The following is a 22,689-nucleotide window of genomic DNA, read 5'->3' as shown; positions in this document are numbered from 1 at the left end:
CCCCGGAACGGCCCGCCGGTTTCGCACCGGCGGGCCGTTTCGCGTCAGCGCCGCTCGATCACCGCACGCAGGGCACCGACGAACCCGTCGGCCAGCTCCCGCATCGCCGCCGCGCCGAACTTCTCCCTGGAGTATGCGATCTCCACGGAGAACCGGCCGCCTGCCACCCGGCAGACCACGTCGAGCAGGTGCGGCGCGACCTCGGGCGCCTCGGGCAGGTGCGGCACCGGCAGCGCGCCAACGATCACGCCGTCGGACGCGCCGGGATCGAACTTGCCGAGGTAGTTGAAGCCGATCTGCGGTTCGGCCCCCGGCGCCAACCGCGAACCACCGGTCCCGTAACGCAGCAGGCTGTACCCGATCCCCCGCTGCGGCACCCGGCGCAGCCCGGCCTTGACCGAGCGGATCAGGCCGTCCCACGTCCGGCCGCCGGGCACCTCGACCGCCACCGGGTACATGGTGGTGAACCAGCCGACGGTGCGGGACAGGTCCACCTCCTCCAGGATCTCCTCCCGGCCGTGCCCTTCCAGGTTGAGCAGCACGCGGTCGACTCCGGCCCAGTCCGCCACCGCCCCGGCCAGCGCGGCGACCAGCACGTCGTTGACCTGCGTGCGGTACCGGCCGGGCACGGCCTGCAGCAGCGCGGTGGTCTCCGCCTCGGTCAGCTCGGCGGCCACCCCGTCCCGCAGGTCGATGGTGTTGCGCCCGGCGGGATCGGCGGGCAGGTCCGGCACGCGCACCGCCCGGACCTCGTTCCAGTAGGCCACTTCCTCGTCGAGCCCGCCGTTCGCGGTGTGCTCGGCCAGCCGGCGCGACCAGTCCTGGAAGGAGGTGGTCCGCGCGCCCAGGTCGATCTCGGCCCCGCGCGACGCCTGCCGGTAGCCCGACTCCAGGTCGGCCAGCAGCACCCGCCAGGACACCCCGTCGACCACGAGGTGGTGCGCCACCACGAGCAACCGCGCCGGTTCCCCGGGTCCGGCGTCGAACAAGACGAACCGGATCATCGGCCCGTCGATGATGCTCAACCCGGTACGAGCCTCACGAATCGCGGCTTCGAGGTCCGTCTCTGAAACGTCCACAGTGGAGAACCACAGCGTGTCCTCCGCCAGGTTGTACTGCGTCCATTCACCGTCCTCGAACGCGAACCGCATCCGCAGCGCGTCGTGGTGCGCCAGCAGGGCGCCGGCCGCCGCTCGCAGCGCGTGCTCGTCGACGCCCGGCGCCAGCTCCAGGAACAACGGCATGTCGAACCGGTCCGGGGCGTGCGCCCTGGTTTCGAAGAACCAGCGCTGGATCGGGGTCAGCGGCACGGCACCGCTGACCGGCTGGTCGTCCGCCGCTTCCTCGGCGGCGGTGGCGACCCCGGCCAGCGCGGCGATCGTCGGGTGGCGGAACACCTCCTGGGACGACAGGCGCAGTCCCCGTTCGCGAGCCCGCGAGACCACCTGGATGCTCAGGATCGAATCGCCACCGAGGTCGAAGAAGTTGTCGTGCACGCCAATCCGGTCCCGGCCGAGAAGATCCGACCAGATCTCGGCGAGCACGGCCTCCGCGCCCCCGCCCGGCGCCACGTACTCGGCCTCACCGGCGAACTCCGGTGCGGGCAGCGCCTTCCGGTCGACCTTGCTGTTGGGCGTCAGCGGGAACTCGTCGAGCACCACCACCGCCGCGGGCACCATGTGGGCGGGCAGCCGCTCCGCGGCGAAGGCACGCAGTGCCACAGGATCCACAAAGGACACCGGCACCACGTAGGCCACCAGTCGCTTGACGCCCGGCTGGTCCTCCCGCGCCAGCACCACCGTGTGCGCGACGTCCGGATGCGCGTCGAGCGCGGCTTCCACCTCACCCGGCTCGATCCGGAACCCGCGGATCTTCACCTGGTCGTCGGCACGGCCGATGAACTCGAGTTCGCCCTCGGGCGCCCAGCGGACCAGGTCACCGGTGCGGTACAGCCGCCCGCCCGCCGGACCGAACGGGTCGGCGACGAACCGTCCGGCGGTCAGCCCAGGCCGTCCGGCATAACCCCGCGCGAGCCCGTCACCAGCCAGGTACAGCTCACCGGGCACGCCGATCGGCACCGGCCGCAGCCAGTCATCGAGCAGGTACAGCCGGGTGCCCGGCACCGGGCCGCCGATCGGCCAGTTCCCGGCGGCCGGATCGGTCAGCGGGCGGCTCAGCGTGACCGCGACGGTGGCCTCGCTCGGCCCGTACGCGTTGACCAGCCCGTAGCGCTCACCCCAGCGGGCGACCGCCTCGGCGTTCATCGCCTCGCCGCCGGTCAGCAGCCGCCGCAACGCGGGGAATTCGCCGTCCGGCAGCACGGTCAACAGGCCCACCGGGATCATCGCGTGCGTGATCGCCCGGTCGGTCAGCAACTCGGACAGTTCGGTTCCCCCGGCCTGCCCGGGACCGGACAGCACCGAGGTGGCGCCGGACCACCAGCACATCAGCAGGTCCGCGATCGAAACGTCGAAGTTCGGCGACACCACCTGGAGCACCCGGGACCCCGGGGTCAGCTCCAGCGCCCGCCGGTGTGCCTCGGCCAGCGCTGCCAAGCCCCGGTGCGGAACCACCACGCCCTTCGGCCTGCCGGTCGAGCCGGAGGTGTAGACCACGTACGCCGGTTGGTCCGGCCGCGGCCGAGTGAAGTCCACTGTGGATGCCGGCGGCACCACCGCCAGGTCGACCACGGGCAGTTCCGTCGCCACCGGAAGTTCCGCGTCGGCCAACACCAGTTCGGCACCGGAATCGTCGAGCAGGTACGCGATCCGCTCGGCCGGGTAGTCCGGGTCCAGGCGGAGGAACGCACCACCCGCCTTCGCCACGCCCAGCACGGCCACCAGCCACGCCACGCTCCGGCGCACGCAGAGCCCGACCACCACCTCCGGTCCGACGCCCCGGCTCACCAGCAACGCGGCCAGCCGATCGGAACGCGCGTCCAGTTCGGCGTAGCTCACCGACTCGGTCCCGTCGACCACCGCCGGCGCGTCACCGGCCAGCGCCACCCCGCGGGCGAACACCTCCGGCAGGCTCAGCGGCGGCACGGGTTCCGCGACGTTCCAGGTCGCGGGCACCTCGTCGGCCCCGGCGAGCGCACGCAGCTCCTGCTCCGGCCCGGCCACCATGCGCGCCAGCAGCGAGCCGAGGTGGTCCGCCAGCCGTGCCGCGGTGGTCTCGTCGAACAACGCCGGGTCGTAGCCGACGGTCAGGCCCAGTTCCCCGGCCACCGCCGCCGCGAGCACCAGCGGGTAGTTGGCCGCGTCCGGCGCGAACACGTCGCTGATCTCCAGCCCGCTACCGCCCGTCAGCTCCTGGCCCACCGGGTAGTTCTCGAACACCACCATGCTGTGGAACAACGGCGCCGAACCGCCGGTGACCGCCTGCTGCACCCGCGCCAGCGGCACGTACTCGTGGCCGCGCGAGCCGAGCTGGGTGTCCTGGAGGTCCCGGAGCCAGTCGAGCAGCGGCTTTCCGGGCGCGAGCCGCGTGCGGACCGGGATGGTGTTGATGAACAACCCGATCATCGCCTCCGCCCCGGGCAGGTCTACCGGGCGGCCGCTGGTGGTCGCGCCGAACACCACGTCCCGCGCGCCGGACCACGCCGACAGCGACAACGCCCAGGCGCCCTGCACCACGGCGTTCACCGTCAGCCGGTGGCGGCGGGCGAACGCCACCACCCCGGCGGCCACCGCGTCGGGCAGCGGGACCTCGACCCGGCTGCTCGCCCAGTGCTGCGCACCCGGCACGGGCTGGCGGTCCCACGGCAGCGAAAGCGGTTCGGTGAACCCGTCGAGCAGGTTCCGCCAGTAACCGAGCCCGGCGACCTGGTCCCGGCCGGCCAGCCACGCCACGTAGTCACGGAAGGGCCGTCGTGGCACATCCGTGCGGCGGCCGTCGCATTCGGCCAGCACCTGGCTCAACACCGCGGCGGTGCTCCAGCCGTCGAGCAGGGCGTGGTGGAAGGTCCACAGCAACCGGACCTCGTCGGCGCCGGTGCGCACCACGGTCAGCCGCATCAGCGGCACCACCCCGAGGTCGATGCCGCGTGCCCGGTCGGCATCGGCCAGTTCGGTGAAGCGGGTGGCCACGTCGGCCTCCCCCGTCCAGTCCAGATAGGACACCGGCAGCACGGCCCGCCGGTGCACCACGGCGACCGGGGTGTCCACCCCGTCGACCACCACGTGCACCCGCAGCGCGTCGGCCTCGTCGACCACCCGCTGGAAGGCCGCGCCGACCCGGTGCGGGTCGCGCACCCCGCCCAGGGTGAACGCCACCTGCTCCAGGTAGGCCGAGCTCTCCGGGTCGTGCAGGCTGTGGAAGACCATGCCCTGCTGCATCGGCGTGAGCGGGTAGACCTCCACCACCCCGGTGCCGGTCCCGACCACGCGATCCACAGTGGACTGGTCCCAGGTCACCAGCGGGAAGTCCGACGGCGTGCAGCCACCGGAGTCCGGGCGCGCGCAGTGCTCGATCAGCGCCCGCAGCGCCTCGACGTAGGCCTCGGCCACCCGCCGGACCGGTTCCGCCAGCGCCGGGTCGGCGAAGACCCACGAGACCTTCAGCGCGCCACCGTCGATTTCGGCGAGCACGTCGAGGTCGAACGGCCGCACCTCGTCCCGCGCGTGGTTCCCCTCGACCGGCAGGAAGCGGCTGAACAGCTCGTTCCCGCCGCCCGCCTCGAAGCGGCCGAGGTAGTTGAAGCTGATCCGCGGATCGCGGCCCAGCTCCGGGAGTTCCCGCAGGTACCGCAGGACCCCGTACCCGAGGCCGTGGTCCGGGATGCCGCGCAGGCGCTCCTTGGTCCCGGTGATCACCCGTGCCCAGTCGACGGCGCCCGTGGCCGTGCGCTCCCCGCGCAGTTCCACCGGGAACATCGTGGTGAACCAGCCGACCGACCGGCTCAGGTCCGAGCCGGGCACGAGTTCCTCCTCGCGGCCGTGCCCTTCCAGGTCCACCACCACGCCCGCCGACCCCAGCCAGTCCGACAGCGCCACGCCGAGACCGGCCAGCAGCACGTCGTTGACCTGCGTCCGGTACACCGACGGCACCTGGTGGAGCAGTGCCTCGGTCTCGGCGGCCGGCAGTTCGGCCACCACCACCTCCTGCTCGGCGACGGTGTGCTCACCGGACGTGCCCGGCAGTTCCCACGCGGCGTCCGCGCCGACCGAGGCCCAGTACTCCGCCTGGTCGTCGAAGCGGCCGTCCTCGGCCAATGCCAGCAGCCCGGCCGTCCAACGGTCGAACGATGTGCCCGCAGGGCCGATTCGCGGCTCCTCGCCGGCGGCGAGTCGCGCGTAGGCCGTGCTGAGGTCCTCCACCAGCACCCGCCACGACACCGCGTCGACCAGCAGGTGGTGCACCACGAAGAGCACCTGGTCGCCCAGGACCACGCACCGCGTGAGCGGGCCGTCGGTCAGGGAGAGGCCGCGCTGCGCTTCCGCCACGTCGCCGGTGTGCCACCAGACTTCCGACGGCGCCGCGACCGCTTCCTGGGTCTCCCCGGTGAACCGCAGGTTCAGCCCGGGATGCGCGGCGACCACCCGCTGCCACGCCTCGACCACCAGCCCGGCGTCCACCCCGTCGGCCAGTTCGGCCAGCACGGACATGTTGAACTGCTCCGGGTGCACCGGGTGCGACCGCAGGAACCAGCGCTGGATGGGCGACAGGCCGACCGCGCCCACCGGGCCGTCGGGCACCTCTGCGCCGGTCACCTGCTCGGCGACCACCGCCAGTGCCGCCACCGTCTGCCGGGTGAACACGTCCTTCGAGCTCACGCTCAGCCCCAGCGCCCGCAGTCGTGACACCACCTGGATGCTGAGGATCGAATCGCCGCCCAGGTCGAAGAAGTTGTCGTGCACCCCGACGCGGTCCAGGCCGAGCACCCCGGCCCACACCTCGGCGATCTCCTTCTCCACCTCGGTGCGCGGTTCGTCCTCCCCCGAGCCGTATTCGGGCTCCGGCAGCGCCTTGCGGTCGATCTTGCTGTTGGCGGTCAGCGGGAAGTGCGCCAGCGCCACCACCGCCGCCGGGATCATGTACTCCGGCAGCCGGTCGCGCAGGTGCTCGCGTACCGCGGCGGTGTCCACTTCGGACTGATCGGTGGCGACGACGTAGCCCACCAGCCGCTTGACACCCGGGGTGTCCTCGCGGGCCACCACCACCGAGCGGGCCACGTCCGGGTGCGTGTCCAGCGCCGATTCGATCTCACCGAGTTCGATCCGGAAGCCGCGGATCTTCACCTGGTGGTCGGACCGGCCGACGAACACGAGCTGCCCGTCCGGGAGCCAGCGCACCACGTCGCCGGTGCGGTAGAGCCGCCCGCCCACGGGGTCGAACGGGTCCGCGATGAAGCGTTCGGCGGTCAGGTCCGGGCGTCCGACGTATCCGCGGGCGAGGCCGTCACCCGCCACGTACAGCTCACCGGCCGCCCCGATGGGCGCCGGGCGGAGCGCGTCGTCCAGCACGTACACGCGGATGCCGGGGATCGGGCCGCCGATGGGCCAGATCCCGGCGTTCGGGTCGGTCAGTGGTCCGCTGAGCGTGGCCGTCACCGAGATCTCGCTGGGCCCGTAGGCGTTGATCAGCCCATACCGGCCCCAGCGGGCCACCACCTCCGCGCTCATCGCCTCGCCACCGGTCATCACCCGCCTCAACTCCGGGAACTCCCCGGCGGGCACGGTCGCCAGCACCCCCGGCGGCACCATCACGTGGGAAATGCCGTCGCTGGCCAGCCGCTCGCCCAGTTCGGGGCCGAACAGCTGATCCCGGCCGGAAAGCACGAGGGTCGCGCCCGCGTACCAGGTCATCACCACGTCCGCGACCGCCGCGTCGAAGTTCGGCGACACCACCTGCAACACCCGCGAACCCACGCCCAGATCGAGCGCCTTCTCATGCGCCGCCGCCAAACCCGCGACCCCGCGATGCGAAACCGCCACACCCTTCGGCCGTCCCGTCGAACCGGAGGTGTAGACCACGTAGGCCGCGTGATCCGGTCGCACGGCGGGGAGGTCGGCGACCGAGCCGGAGGCGTCGAAGGTGTCCAGGTCGAGCACCGGAACGCCGGTGGTGGCCGGGAGCTTCGCGCCGTCGCCGGTCAGCACCAGCGAGGCACCCGAATCGGCGAGCATGTAGTCGATCCGGTCCGCCGGGTACTCGGGGTCCAACCGGACGAAGGCGCCACCGGCCTTCGCGATCGCCAGCACGGCGACCAGCCACGACACCCCGCGCGGGGTGCAGACGCCCACCACCACGTCCGGGCCCGTGCCCAGGTCGGCCAGCCGCCCGGCCAGCGCGGTGGACCGTGCGTCCAGTTCGCGGTAGGTCAGCGCGTTGGTGCCGTCGACCACCGCCATCCCGGCCCCGGCCCGGGCCGCGCCCCTGGCGAACACCTCGGGCAGGGTCAGCGCGGCCACGTCACCGGTGCCGTTCCAGCCGCGCACCACCTGGTCGTACTCGGTGCCCGAGAGCAGGTCGAGCCGTGAGACCGGGGTGGCCGGATCGGTGGCGATCGCGGTCAGCACCCGGCGCAGCGATCCGGCGATCCGGTCCACGGTGGAGCGCTCGAACAGGTCGGTGCTGTAGACCACCGTGCCTCGGAGGCCGCCGTCGGCCCGCTCGTCGAACTCCACCGCGAGATCCGTTTTCGCCTCGGGCAGTTCCACCGGGTAGTCCCGCACTTCGAGGCCGGGCACCGCCGCGGCCGGGCGAGGGGCGTTCTGGTGGATCACCATCGCCTGGACCACCGGCGTGCGGCTCGCCTCCCTGGCCCCGGCGACCGCGTCCACCACCCGGTCGAACGGCACGTCACCGTGGGCGAACGCCCGCAGCACGGTCTCGCGAACGCCGGTCAGGAGATCGGCCAGCGTGCCGGTGCGGTCGACGCGGGCCCGCAACGCCAGCGTGTTCACGAAGAGGCCGACCACGTTCTCGATCTCCTCGCGGTCCCGGCCGGAAGTCACCGTGCCGACCGCGAAGTCGTCCTGACCGGAATAGCGCGAGAGCACCAGTTGGACGGCCGCGAGCAGGGCCATGAACGGGGTGACGTTCAGTTCGCGGCAGACCCCGGCGAGCGCTTCGGCCAGCTCCGGCGGCACTTCGAAGCCCGCGGTGGCGCCCGCCGACGTGCGGACAGCCGGACGCGGGCGGTCGGTCGGCAGTTCCAGTGCGGGGAGGTCCGCGAGTTCCCGCCGCCAGAAGTCGAGGTGGCCGGTCCAGTCGCGCTCGCGCTGCCAGGCGGCGAAGTCCGCGTACTGCACGGGAGGCAGCGGAGGTTCCGCGTCGCCCCGGTACAGGGTGGTCAGCTCGCGGATGAGCACGCCGGCGGACCAGCCGTCGGTGATGATGTGGTGCATCGCGAGCACCAGTACGGCGTCCACAGTGGACGCGCGGATCAGGCGGGGTCGTACGACGGGCCCGGAGCGCAGGTCGAAACCCCCGCCGAGTTCGGCCCGCACCGCACGAGCGATGGCTGCTTCGCGCTCATCCTCGGGCAGCTCGGACAGATCGGTGACGACCAGGCTGGGCGCGGATTCACCGACGAGCTGGACGCCTTGGCCGTCCTTGGCGTCGAAGGTGGTGCGCAAGGATTCGTGCCGTCTTGCCACGGTTTGCCAGGCGTTTTCGAGCGCGGCCACGTCGAGTTCGCCGGACAGGCGCAGCGCGATGCCCGAGTTGTAGGTGACGCTGTCCGGCTCGAACTCCTGGACGAACCACAACCGCTGCTGTGCGAAGGAAAGCGGTGAACCGTCCTCCGGTCGCGGCACCGGGAGGATCGGCGCGCCGTCCTCCGCGTGCACCACCGCGGCCAGGGCGGCCACGGTCGGGTGGTCGAAGAGGTCGCGGGCGGACACGGCCAGCCCGAGCCCGCGCAACCGCGACACCACGCGGAGGCTGAGGATCGAGTCGCCGCCGACGTCGAAGAAGTTCTGGGTGCTCCCGATGTCGGCGGTGTCCAGCACCTCGGCCCAGACCCCGGCGATCACCTTCTCGAGCTCGGTGGCGGGTGCCACGTGCTCGCCGCCGAAGTCGGGTGCGGGCAGTTGCTTCCGATCCACCTTGCCGCTCGGTCCGAGCGGAATCTCGTCCAGCTCCACGATCGCCGCCGGAACCATGTGCTCCGGCAGCCTCTCGGAGAGGTACGCCTGGCTCGCGGAGCCCACCACATACGCCACCAGCCTCTTCACACCCGGCTGATCCTCCCGCGCCACCACCACCGACCGGGTGACATCGGGGTGCTGATCCAGCACCGCCTCGATCTCCCCCAGCTCGATCCGGAACCCCCGAATCTTCACCTGATCATCGGAACGACCGAGATAGTCGAGCTGCCCAGCGTCGGTCCACCGCACCACATCCCCCGTGCGGTACAACCGCCCCTCACCAAAGGGATCCGCCACAAACCGCTCCGAAGTCAACCCCGGCCGACCGAGATACCCACGCGCCAACTGCACACCCGCCAGATACAACTCCCCCGGCGCCCCAACCGGCACCGGCCGCAACCACCCATCCAGCACATACACCCGGGTATTCAGAATCGGCCCACCGATCGTCACCGGCCCGCGCGTGACCTCCGCCGCCGTCACATCAACCGCAGCCTCCGTCGGCCCATACAAATTATGCAGCCCCACACCCGGCAACACCCGCACGAACTCATCCCGAAGACTCGCGGACAAGGTCTCACCACTGCAGATCACTCGCCGCAACCCCACACACCCCGATGCCTCCGGCACGAAGGCCTGGAGCATCGACGGCACAAAGTGGACAGTGGTAACCCCGTCCTTCTGGATCGCTTCCGCGAGATAATCCGGATCCCGGTGACCACCCGGTCGGGCCATCACCAACCCAGCCCCCACCATCAACGGCCAGAAGAACTCCCACACCGACACATCGAAGCTAGACGGAGTCTTCTGCAACACCCGATCCCCGCCGGTCAAGCCATACTCATCCTGCATCCACTGCAACCGATTCACGATCGAACGATGAGAGACCACCACACCCTTCGGCCGCCCCGTCGACCCCGACGTATAGATCACATAAGCAGCCTGATCCGGCACCACCGCCGGGAGAGTGGCCTCCGCATCCGGAGCATCCACACCGATCACCGGGACATCAGCCGAGAACGGCAACTCATCGGCCACCACCGCCACCGCACCCGAATCCGCGAGCATGAACTCAAGGCGATCCACCGGATAATCCGGATCAATCGGCACATAAGCGCCACCCGCCCGCATCACCGCCAGCAACGCCACCACCAGCGACACACCCCGCGGCACGCACACCCCGACCCGCGACTCCGGCTCCACACCCACCGAAACCAGATACCGCGCCAGACGATCCACCCGCGCCGACAACTCCGCATACGACACCGACTCGTCCTCCGCGATCACCGCCACCGCATCCGACGCGCGCGAACACAGCTCCGGCAGAGTGCCCGGCACCGACCGACCCGCAGTGGCGTTCCAACCACTGACCACCTGGGTGAACTCGGCCGGAGGCAAAGCATTCACCACCGACAACGGGCGCGAACCGTTCTCCACCAGCCGAGCCAGCACCAGCGCCAGCCGCTCCCCCAAGGCTGTCGCGGTCACGGCGTCGAACAACTCGGGATCGAAGCTCAGCAGGAGACCCAGCGCCCGATCCGTCTCGATCAGCTGGTCACCGGTGTACGCGGTCAAGGTCAGCGGGTAGCTCACCGCCTCCACCGCATCCACCTCACCCAGCCGGACGGCACCCGCGGGCTCGACCGGGTAGTTCTCGAACACCACCAGGCTGTGGAACAGCGGCCCGCCCGACTGGATCCGCGCCAATGGCACAAACTCGTGCCGCCGCGACTCCAGTTGCCCGTCCTGCAGGTCGCGCAGCCAGTCGGCCACGGGACGCCCGGGCGTCAGGCGGGCACGCACCGGCAGCGTGTTGATGAACAGCCCGATCATCGACTCCGACCCGGCCAGTTCAGCCGGACGCCCACTCGTCGTCGCCCCGAACACCACGTCCGTGCCCCCGGACAACCCCGACAGCAGTAGCGCCCACGCACCTTGCACCACCGCGTTCACCGTCAGCCGGTGCGTGCGCGCGAACTCCGCCACCCGGCCGGGAAGCCCATCGGGGAGCGCCACCGGTTCGCGTCGCGAAGCCCACGGCCGGTGACCCGGCGCCGGCGGCCGATCCCACGGCAGCGCCTGCGGACCGTCGAATCCGTCGAGCAATGCACGCCAGTACGCCAGCCCGGCGGGCAGGTCCTGGTTGTTCAGCCAGTCCACGTAGTCCCGGTAGGGGCGGCGCGGTTCGGCCGCACCTCCGAGCACCTCCGCCAGCACCGCCGCCGTGCTCCAGCCGTCGAGCAGCAGGTGGTGGAAGGTCCACCGCACCCGGTACTCCCCCGGGCCCAGCGGAGCCACGGCCAGCCGCATCAGCGGAACGGCGTCGAGTTCCACCGCGGGCAGCCCGGCGAGCTGGTCCACACTGTCCACATAGGTCACCGGAAGAACGGCGTCGCGGTGCACCACACCGACCGGGACGTCCACGTCCTTCCAGACCACCCTGGTGCGCAACGCGTCCGAGGCCGACAGCACCCGCTGGAAGCGTTCCGCCACCTCGCGAGCGTCGTCGATTCCGCTGATCGTGAAGGTCAGCTGCGAGAGGTAGGCCGTACCGCCGGGCTCCTGCAAGGTGTGGACGAGCATGCCCTGCTGCATCGGGGTCAGCGGGTACACGTCCACCACCCCGCACCCGTCGCCCAGTATGCGATCCACAGTGGACTGATCCCAGTCCACCAGCGGGAAGTCCGACGGCGAGCAGCCACCGGCGCCCGGCTGCGCGCAGTGCGCCACCAGCGCCCGCAACGCGTCCGCGAACGCACCGGCCACATCCGCCATGGCGTCGGCGTCCAGTGCGTCACCGCCGAACACCCAGTCCACCCGGAGACGGCCTTCGCGCACTTCCGCCACCACGTCGGCGAGGTGCGTGTTCAGCTCGTCCGGGTGGTTGTCGCCTTCGACGGGGAGTACCCGGCCGAGGCCCGTGTTGGAGTCACGCTGGCCGAGGTAGTTGAAGCCGATCCACGGATCGCGGTCCAGCTCCGGGATTTCCCGGACGTAACGCAGGACGCCGTACCCGATACCGTGGTCCGGCACCGCCCGCAGGCGTTCCTTCGTCTCGGTGATCACCCGCCGCCAGTCACCGCTCACGCCCAATTCGACCGGGTACACCGTGGTGAACCAGCCGACCGTTCGCGAAAGGTCGGCACCGGGTACGACCTCCTCTTCGCGTCCGTGCCCCTCCAGGTCCACCACCACTCGCTCGGCACCCAGCCAGTCGCCGAGCGCTACGCCGAGCGCGGCCAGCAGCACGTCGTTGACCTGCGTCCGGTACACCGACGGCACCTCTTGCACCAGCGCTCGGGTGTCCTCAGTGGATAGTTCGACGGAGACCGTGCGCAACCGGCTGACGGTGTTGGACGCAAGCGCGTCGGCGGCAGGTACCCGGAGCACGCGCTCAGGAAGCTCCCAAACCGCCTCGGTGCCCAGCGAAGTCCAGTAGTCGGCCTGCGCGTCGAACCGCCCGTTCTCGGCGGCGGTGAGCAACCCGGCCACCCAGCGGTCGAAGCCGGTTCCCGGAGGCGTGATCTCGCGCTTCGCGTAGGCGTCGGCCAGGTCCTCCAGCAATACCTGCCAGGACACCGCGTCCACCACCAGATGGTGCACCACGAACAGGATCCGTCCGGGAGAGACGACGCAGCGGGTGAGGGGGCCGTCGCTCGCCGAGAGCCCGGCCCACGGGTCTTCCGTGTCGTGCCACCACACCTCGGGCGCGGACTCGACGACGCGCTGGGTGCCGTCGGGCGCGAATCGCAGGTTCAGCGCGGGGTGTGCCGCCGCGACGGCCTGCCAGGCCTCGACCACCCGGGCCGGATCCACGCCCTCGTCGAGTTCGATCAGCACCGACATGCCGAAGTGATCGCGGGCGATCCGGTGGTTGCGGAAGAACCGGCGCTGCACGGGCGACAACCCGACCACCCCGGCCGGTCCCCGGTCGACCGTCTCCACAGTGGACTCGCCCACCGCCACGGCCAGCGCGGCGACCGTCTGCCGGGTGAAGACGTCCCGCGAGGTCACGGTCAACCCGACCGCGCGCATCCGGGAGACCACCCGGAGGCTCAGGATGGAATCGCCGCCGACATCGAAGAAGTTGTCGAACACACCGACCCGGTCGAGGCCGAGGACGTCGGCCCAGACCTCGGCGATGGCCGCCTCCCGCTCGGTGCGGGGTGGGGTGAACCCTTCGCCGGCGAACTCCGGCGCGGGGAGCCGCTTCCGGTCCACCTTGCCACTCGGACCGACCGGGAACTCGGGCAGCTCGACCACCGCGGCGGGCACCATGTAGTCAGGTAGAACGGAGGCCAGCGCTGCCCGCAACGCCGCCGGATCCAGGTGACCGTCGGCGGTCGCCTGGCGGTCGGCGGCCACGCCGTCGCCGGTCAAACGGCCTTCGGCAGTCACGCCGCCCTCGCCAGTCACGCGGCCTTCGGCAGCCACGCGGCCGTCGCCAGTCACGTCGCCCTCACCGGTCACGCGGCCTTCGGCAATCACGCGGCCGTCGCCAGTCACGTCGCCCTCGCTGGTCACGCCGCCGTCACCGGTTACGTGGCCGTCGGCCGCCACGCGGTCGTCGTCGGTCGCATGGCCGTCGGCAGAGGCGCGGTCGTCGGTGGTCGCGTGGCCATCGGGAGTCGCGGGGTGGTTGGCGGTTACGTAGGCGACCAGCCGCCGCGTGCCGTGGGGGTCTTGTCGGGCGATCACCACCGATCGCGCGACCCCCGCCTGGCGGTCCAGGGCGGCTTCGATCTCGCCCAGTTCGATGCGGAAGCCGCGCACCTTCACCTGGTCGTCGGACCGGCCGAGGAACTCCAGCCGCCCGGCCGCCGACCACCGCACGACGTCGCCGGTTCGGTACAGGCGGCCATCACCGAAGGGGTTAGCCACGAACCGCGCGGCCGTCAAGTCCGGACGCCCCAGGTACCCGCGCGCCAGCTGCACACCGGCCAGGTACAACTCACCGGACGTCCCCACCGGCACCGGGCGCAGCCAGCCGTCGAGTACGTACGCCCGCGTGTTCGGGATGGGCCCGCCGATGGTGATCGGCCCACGGGTCACCTCGGCCGCGGTCACGTCCACCGCCGTCTCCGTGGGCCCGTACATGTTGTGCAGCGCAACGCCCGGCAGGGTCGCGGTGAACTCGTCACGCAGACTCACCGGCAACGGTTCCCCACCGCAGAAGACCTGTCGCAGCTCCCGGCACTCGGCGACGGCCGGTTCGGCCAGCACGGCCCGCAGCATCAACGGAACAAAATGGACAGTCGTCACCCCGTACCGCCGGATGACCTCGGCCAGATAACCCGGTTCACGATGCCCACCGGGACGCGCCATCACCAGGGTGGCGCCAGCGGCGAGCGGCCCGAACAGCTCCCACACCGACACGTCGAAGCTCGACGGTGTCTTCTGCAGCACCCGATCCGCACCAGTCAGCCCATACTCATCCCGCATCCACTGCAGACGATTCACGATCGACCGGTGCGAGACCACGACGCCCTTCGGCCGCCCGGTCGAACCCGACGTGTAGAGCACGTACGCCGCCTGGTCCGGCAGCACCTCGGGCAGCTCGGCCTCGGTCACGTCGGGCACCTCGGCCGTCAACACGATCTCCGCGCCCGAGTCGGCGCGCATGAACTCCAGCCGTTCCGCCGGGTAGTCGGGATCCAGCGGCACGTACGCGCCCCCGGCCCGCGCCACCGCCAGCACCGCGACCACCAGCGAAACCCCGCGCGGCACACAAACCCCGACCCGCGACTCGGCGCCCACCCCACGCGAAACCAGGTGCCGGGCCAGCCGATCCACCCGCGCCGACAACTCGGCGAAGGTCACCGACTCGTCCTCCGACACCACCGCCACCGCGTCCGGCGTCCGGGACACCGCGTCGGCGAACAGGCTCGGCAGCGTGCCCGGCACGGCGCCCCCGCCGGTGGCGTTCCAGGCGTGCACCACCTGGTCGTACTCGGCGGCGGGCAGCGCGTGGACGGCCTGAAGGGGCTGTTCGGCGCCATCGAGGACGCGTGAGAGCAGCGTGGCCAGCCGGTCGCCGAGCACCACGGCGGTGGCCTCGTCGAACAGCATCGGGTCGTACTTGAGGAGCAGGCCGAGCCCGCGATCGGTATCCACCAGCTGATCGCCGCTGTACGCGGTCAGGGTCAGGGGGTAGTTCACCGCCTCCACCGCGCCGACCCCGCTCAGCCGGACCGCACCGGCCGCGACCGAATCCACCGGGTAGTTCTCGAACACCACCAGGCTGTGGAACAGCGGCCCGCCGGCGATCTCCGCCTGGATCCGCGCCAGCGGCACGAACTCGTGCCGTCGCGAGTCCAGCTGGGTTTCCTGCAGCTCCCGCAGCCAGTCGAGCACCACGGTGTCCGGGCGCAGCCGAGCGCGCACCGGGATGGTGTTGATGAACAGGCCGAGCATCGACTCCGCACCGGCCAGGTCCGCCGGGCGGCCGCTGGTCGTCGCCCCGAACACCACGTCCCGGCTGCCCGACAGCCCGGACAGCAGCAGCGCCCACGTGCCCTGCACCACCGCGTTCACCGTCAGCCGGTGCTCGCGCGCGAACTCCACCACCCGCGCGGGCACGCCCTCGGGCAACGCGACCTGGTGCGTGCTGGTCGCCCAGTGCTGCGCGTCCGGTGCCGGGGTCCGGTCCCACGGCAGCGGCGCGGGTTCACCGAGGTCGTCGAGCAGCGTGCGCCAGTAAGCCAGGCCCGCCCGCGAATCCTGGGCGGCCAGCCATTCCACGAAGTCGCGGAAGGGGCGTCTCGCCAGCGTGCCGGGGGGGCCCGCGCATCCGGCCAGCACCTCACCGAGGATCGCCGCGGTGCTCCAGCCGTCGAGCAGCAGGTGGTGGAAGGTCCACAGCACCCGCAGGTCGCCGCCGCCGACCTCGGCCACGGTGAGGCGCATCAGCGGCGGCTTCGCCAGGTCGAGGCCGATGGACCGGTCCTGGTCCAGCAATCGCGCGAACCGGTCTTCGACGGCTTCCGCGGGCAGCCCGATCCAGTCCAGGTAATCGACCGGGAGCGTCATATCGCGGTGCACCACACCGGCGGGCACGTCCACGCCGTCCCAGACCACCCGGACCCGCAGCGCGTCGGACTGGTCCAGCACGCGCTGGAACGCCGCGCCCACCCGGCGCGGGTCACCGACCCCGCTGAGGGTGAAGGAGATCTGCTCCAGGTAGGCGGGGCTGTCCGGCTCGTGCACGCTGTGGAAGACCATGCCCTGCTGCATCGGGGTCAGCGGGTACACGTCCACCACCCCGCGCCCGTCCTCCAGCACCCGATCCACAGTGGACTGATCCCAGTTCACCAGCGGGAAGTCCGACGGCGAGCAGCCACCGGCACCCGGCTGCGCGCAGTGCACCACCAACGCCCGCAACGCGTCCGCGAAGGCTTCGGCGGCATCGCCGATCGCGGCACCGTCCACCACGTCACCGGCGTAGTACCAGCGGAGCTCGAGGCGACCGTCCGCCACCCGGCACACCACGTCGACCAGGTGCGCCGGCGCCTCGTCCGGGTGGTGCTCGCCGCCGGGGTTCAGCGTCGCGGACCGGAAGGCCGGCCCGCCGCCGAGATCGAACTGCCCGAGGTAGTTGAAGCTGATCGCGGGACGCCGGTCCGCCACCACCCGCCCGGTCACGTACCGCAGCACGCCGTATCCGAGGCCGTGGTCCGGCACCGCGCGCAGGTACTCCTTCGTCGCGGTGATCTGCCGCGCCCAGTCCACCGTGCCGTCCGCGCGGTGCCGTGCGGTCAGTTCCACCGGGAACATCGAGGTGAACCAGCCCACCGACCGGCTCAGGTCGGCGCCCGGCACGAGCTGTTCCTCGCGGCCGTGGCCCTCCAGGTCCACCACCACCCGGTCGGAGCCGAGCCAGTCGCCGAGCGCCACCGTGAGCGCGGCCAGCAGCACGTCGTTGACCTGCGTGCGGTACACGGCGGGTACCTGCTGCAACAGCGCCTCGGTGTCCTCTTCGGACAGTTCCACCGCGACGGACCGCTGACCATCGACGGTGGCGCGACCGTCCGCGCCCGGCAGTTCCCAGAGCGCCTCGGCGCCCACGGACGCCCAGTACCCGGTCTGCTCGTCGAACCGCGCTGCCTGCGCGAGCCAGCCCTCGGCCCAGCGGTCGAACGGGGTCGACGGGTTCAGTTCGGGCTGTTGGCCGGCCTTCAGCGATTCGTAGGCGGCACGGAGATCCTCCAGCAACACCCGCCAGGACACCGCGTCGACCACCAGGTGGTGGACCACGAACAGCACGCGTGTCGCGGTTTCGCCCCGCAGCACGACGCACCGGGCGACGCGCCCTTCGGCCGGGGACAGCCCTGCCTGCGCCTCGGCCACCGCCGCGTCGAAGTCGGTGACCGTCCGCCATTCGACCTCGGCACCGGCCTCCACGACCTCCTGGGTGCCACCGGTCAGGTCGAACCGGAGGCTGAGCGCCGGGTGCGCGTCCACCACCGCCCGCCACGCCTCCACCAGCAGTTCAAGGTCGACGCCTTCGGCCGGTTCGACCAGCATCGACATGTTGAACCGCTCGGGGGCCACCGGATGCGTTGCGACGAACCACCGCTGGATCGGCGTGAGCGCGACCGTGCCCACCGGGCCCAGTGCCGCCGGCTCCGGCGCTCCGGCCGGTTCGGCGACCATCGCCAGGCCCGCCACCGTCTGGCGGACGAACACGTCCCTCGAGCTCACCGTGATCCCGAGTGCCCGCAGCCGGGAGACCACGCGCAGGCTCAAGATCGAATCGCCGCCGACGTCGAAGAAGTTGTCGTGCACCCCCACGGCTTCGACACCCAGCACCTCGGCCCAGACCCCGGCGATCACCGACTCCAGCTCGGTGGCGGGCGCGGCCGAAACCTCGGCGGACTGCTCCGGCGCGGGCAGCGCCCGCCGGTCCACCTTGCCGTTCGCGGTCAGCGGCACCTCGTCCAGCAGCACCACGGCCGAGGGCACCAGGTACTCGGGCAGGCCGGTGGCCAGGAACGCCCGCAATTCGACAGCGTCCACTTCGGACTCGGGGACCGCGTAGGCGACCAGTCTCTTGACGCCGGGCTGTGGTTCGTGAACCGCGGCGACGGCCTGCGCCACGGCCGGATGTGCGGCGAGCGCGCTCTCCAGTTCGCCGAGTTCGATGCGGAACCCGCGGATCTTCACCTGGTCGTCGGACCGCCCCAGGTAGGCCAGCTCACCGTCCGGCAGCCAGCGCACCAGGTCACCGGTGCGGTACGCGCGGCCTCCGGTGCCCAGCGGATCGGCCACGAACCGTTCCGCGGTCAGCCCCGGCTGGCCGAAGTACCCGCGCGCCAGCCCCTCGCCCGCCACGTACAGTTCACCCGGGACCCCCACCGGCACCGGGCGCAACCGCCGGTCCAGTACGTACGCCCTGGTGTCCCGCATCGGCCTGCCGATCGGCGCGGACCCGGAAGCGAGCTTGTCCGCGGTCAGCCGGGACGTGGTGACGAAGGTGGTGGTCTCGGTGGGCCCGTAGCCGTTGACCACGGTGAGCCCGGGGCAGGCGCCGACCACCCGGCTCACTGCCGCCACCGGCACCACGTCACCGCCGGTCCACACCTCTCGCACGCCGGCCAACGCGGCCGGATCGTCCTCGGCCACCAGCCGGAAGAGCCCGGCGGTCAGCCAGAGCGCGGTGATCCCGTGGTCGGCGACCATCCGCCGCACGGCCGCCGCGTCCACGTCGCCCGGCGGGGCCACCACCACCGCCCGGCCGGTCAGCAGCGGCGCCCAAAGCTCGTAGGTCGACGCGTCGAAGGCGAACGGCGAGTGCACCAGGACGCGCTCGTGCGCCCCCGAGCGCCAGGCGGGATCCGACACCAGGTTCACCACGTCGCGGTGGGTGGTCACCACGCCCTTGGGCAGGCCCGTCGAACCGGAGGTCCACATCACGTACAGCGCGTGGTCCGGGTGGATCCGTGCGCCGGTGAACTCGACCGCGGTGACGTCCTCGGGCCGGATGACCCGCTCGTCGGCGGGCAGGCGGCTCGCGAAGGTCTGGTCCGCGACCACCAGCACCGCTCCCGAGGTGTCGAGCAGCCACTTCAGCCGTTCCGGCGGCGCCGACTCGTGCACCGGCACCGAGACCGCGCCCGCCTTGGCGAGCGCCAGCAGCCACACCACCACGTCGGCCGAGCGCTCCAGCGCGACCAGCACGCGGTCACCGACACCGACACCCCTCGCGGCCAGGTAACCGGCCACGTCGTCCGACCGGGCATCCAGCTCGCGGTAGGACAACTCCCCGTCGTCGGAGGCCACGGCCACCGCGTCCGGATCATGGGCGACGGCGGCGGCGAACAGGCCGGGCAGGGTGTCCTCGGACCACGAAGCGACCGACCCGCCGAAATCGTGCACCACCCGGTCGAACTCCCCGGGCGGCAGCACCCCGGCCTCGGCCACCGGACCGCCCGCGGTCAGCCCGTCGAGCACCGCCAGGACCCACGCGGTCAGCCGGTCGGCGGTGGCCGCGGTGAACAGATCGCTGTTGTAGGTCAGCGTGCCGCGAGCGCCGTTCTCCCAGAACTCCCAGGACAGGTCCATCTGCGCGCCGAGCCGGGGCAGGTCCTCGTTCCGGAGGGTGAGCGCGCCCGCGCGCACCTCGTCCCAGGCCAGCGACTGGACGGTGACCAGCGCCTGCACCAGCGGGGTGCGGCTGGTGTCGCGGTCGGTGACCACCGCGTCCACCACCCGGTCGAACGGCACGTCAGCGTGGGCGAAAGCCCGCAGCACCGTTTCGCGGACCCCGCCGAGGAACGTCCCCGCGTCCGCCGATTCGTCCACTGTGGCCCGCAGTGCCAGCGTGTTCACGAAGAGCCCGACGACGCCTTCCAGCTCCTCCCGATCACGGCCGGAGGTCACCGTGCCGACGGCGAAGTCGTCCTGGCCCGAATACCGCGACAGCACCAGTTTGACGGCCGCGACCAGTGCCATGAACACGGTCACGTTCTCGCGGCGGCACAACTCGCGCACCCGTTCCAGCAGGTCCTCGGGCACGGTGAACTCCGCCATCGCCGCCGTCGAGGTCCGCACGGCGGGCCGGGGGTGGTCGGTCGGTGGTTCCAGCGCCGGGACCCCGTCCAGTTCCCCGCGCCAGAAGCCGATCTGCTCGTCCCAGTCACGATTCCGCTGCCACACCGCGAAATCCGCGTAACCCACCGGAAGTTCCGGAAGGCCCGCCGCCGCGGCCAGCGTCTCGTCCGCGGTGACGCCGTGTTCGGTGGCGAACCGGTAGAGCGCGCCCAATTCCCTGGTCAGCACGCCCATCGACCAACCATCGGTGACGATGTGGTGCATCGCCAGCAACAACACCGACTCGGTGTGGCCAAGGCGCACCAGCAACGGGCGCACCACCGGCCCGGACCGCAGGTCGAACCGCGCTTCGAGGTGGGCCCGCAGCAGCTGGTCCAGCTCGTGCTGCCCGGTCGCCGAAGCGTGGGCGAACGTGGTGTCCCCCGGCTCGTCCCGCACCACCTGGACCGCGTCACCGTCGACCGTTTCGAAGGTGGTCCGCAGCGATTCGTGCCGCCGGACCAGCGCACGCCAGGCGACCTGCAACGCGGCTTCGTCGAGCGGACCGAGCAGCCGGACCGCCGCGCCCGAGTTGTACTCCAGGCTCTCCGGGGTGAACTCCCGGACGAACCACAACCGTTCCTGGCCGTAGGAAAGGGGCGCGCGACCGTCCACACGGGACGCCGCTGTCAGTGGCGCGGCCGCGGTCGCCCGCACCACCGTTTCGGCGAGACCGGCGACCGTGGGGTGGTCGAACAGGGCACGGGCCGACGCGTCCAGCCCGGCACCGCGCATCCGCGCGACCACCTGGATGCTCAGGATCGAATCCCCGCCCAGGTCGAAGAAGTTGTCGTGCACGCCCACCCGGTCGACCCCGAGCACGTCGGCCCACAGCCCGGCGATCACCGCCTCGATCTCACCGCGGGGCGCGGTGTACTCCGACCCGCCGTCGCGCACCGGGGCGGGCAGCGCCTTCCGGTCCACCTTGCCGTTGACGGTCAGCGGCAGCGCGTCGAGCACCACCACGGCCGAGGGCACCATGTAGTCGGGCAGCTGATCGGCGACCAGCTTCCGCAGGGCTGATCCGTCTACTGTGGAGTCCGCGACCGTGTAACCGACCAGCCGCTTGACGCCGGGCTGGTCCTCGCGGACCACCACCACCGACTGCGTCACCGACGGGTGCGCGTTCAGCACACGTTCGATCTCGCCCAGTTCGATCCGGAAGCCGCGGAGCTTCACCTGGTCGTCGGCCCGGCCGACGAAGGCCAGCAAGCCGTCCGGGAGCCGGCGCACCAGATCGCCCGTGCGGTAGAGGCGGCCACCGTCCGCGCCGAACGGATCGGCCACGAAGCGCCCGGCGGTCCGGGCTGGATCGGCGAGATAACCACGCGCCAGCCCGGCGCCGGCGATGTACAGCTCGCCCGCGGTACCGGGCGGCACCGGGCGCAGGAACTCGTCGAGTACGTACAGCCGCCGGTTCTGCAGCGGACGGCCGATCGGCACCACCGCGCCCGGCCGCGCGCCGGGGGGCAACACGTTGTGCGAGGCGAAAACCGTGGACTCTGTCGGGCCGTAGCCGTTGGTCACCACCAGGCCGGGGCACGCGGCCGTGATCCGCGCGACGGCCTGCGGGGACACCACGTCGCCGCCGGTGCGCACCTCCCGGACCGACGCGAGGCTCTCCGGCGCTTCCTCGGCGATCAGGCTGAACAGCCCGGAGGTCAGCCAGATCCCGGTGATCCGGTGGGTGGTGATCAACCGGCACAGCTCGCCGATCTCCAGCTGTCCCGGCGGGGCCACCACGACCTGGCTGCCGTTGAGCAGCGGCACCCACCACTCCAGGGTGGAGGCGTCCCAGGCGTGCGACGAGTGGAACAGCACGCGCTCCTGGCTGCCGGTGCGCCAGCAGTCGTCGGCGGCCAGGTCGGCGATGTTCGCGTGCGTGGACGCGACGCCCTTGGGCGTGCCGGTGGAACCCGAGGTGTAGAGGACGCAGGCGATCCGGTCCGGCTCGACCACGCCCGCCGGAGCGGATTGGTCGTGTCCGGTGAACCAGTCCCCGACGCCGGTCGTCACCACGTCCCGGCCCGCGAACACCGCCTCCCGCACCGATTCCGCGTCACGGACGACCACCCGCACTTCGGCCTCGGTGAGCTGGAAGACGAGCCGGTCGTCGGGCTGCCGGGTGTCCAGCGGCAGGTAGGCGCCACCGGCCTTCAGCACCGCCAGCGCGGCGACGATCAGGTCCGCCGAGCGGCGCATCAGCAGGGCCACCACGGATTCCGGGCCGACGCCGAGCGAGCGCAGCTGGTGCGCCATGCGGTTGGCCGTGCGCTCCAGCTCGGCGTAGGTCAGGGTCAGCTCCGGCGAACTGACCGCGAGCGCGTCCGGATTCGCCGCGGCCCTGGCGGAGAACTCGTCCGGCACCGAACTCCGCTTCGCCGGGCGGCCGGTCGTGTTCCACCGGTGAACGATTTCGTCGTACTGCGCGTCCGTCAGCAAAGACCGTGCATCCATCACCGAAGAACCGCCCCCGTCGTCTCGGAATTCGCCATCTTCAGGCTAT

General features: G+C 71.7%; 1 protein-coding gene. It reads right to left on the bottom strand.

Features of this window, described 5'->3' with window-relative positions:
• Positions 1-44: 44 nt before the first annotated feature.
• Positions 45-22,640 (bottom strand): non-ribosomal peptide synthase/polyketide synthase, encoded by a 22,596-nt coding sequence (locus tag JYK18_RS47710; RefSeq protein WP_206807388.1) that lies wholly within the window; start codon positions 22,638-22,640, stop codon positions 45-47.
• Positions 22,641-22,689: the final 49 nt, after the last annotated feature.

This window comes from Amycolatopsis sp. 195334CR (assembly GCF_017309385.1).
In the GTDB taxonomy this organism is placed as follows: domain Bacteria; phylum Actinomycetota; class Actinomycetes; order Mycobacteriales; family Pseudonocardiaceae; genus Amycolatopsis.
The sequence above is the reverse complement of the archived record's forward strand: the minus strand, read 5'-3'. Positions and strand labels throughout refer to the sequence as shown.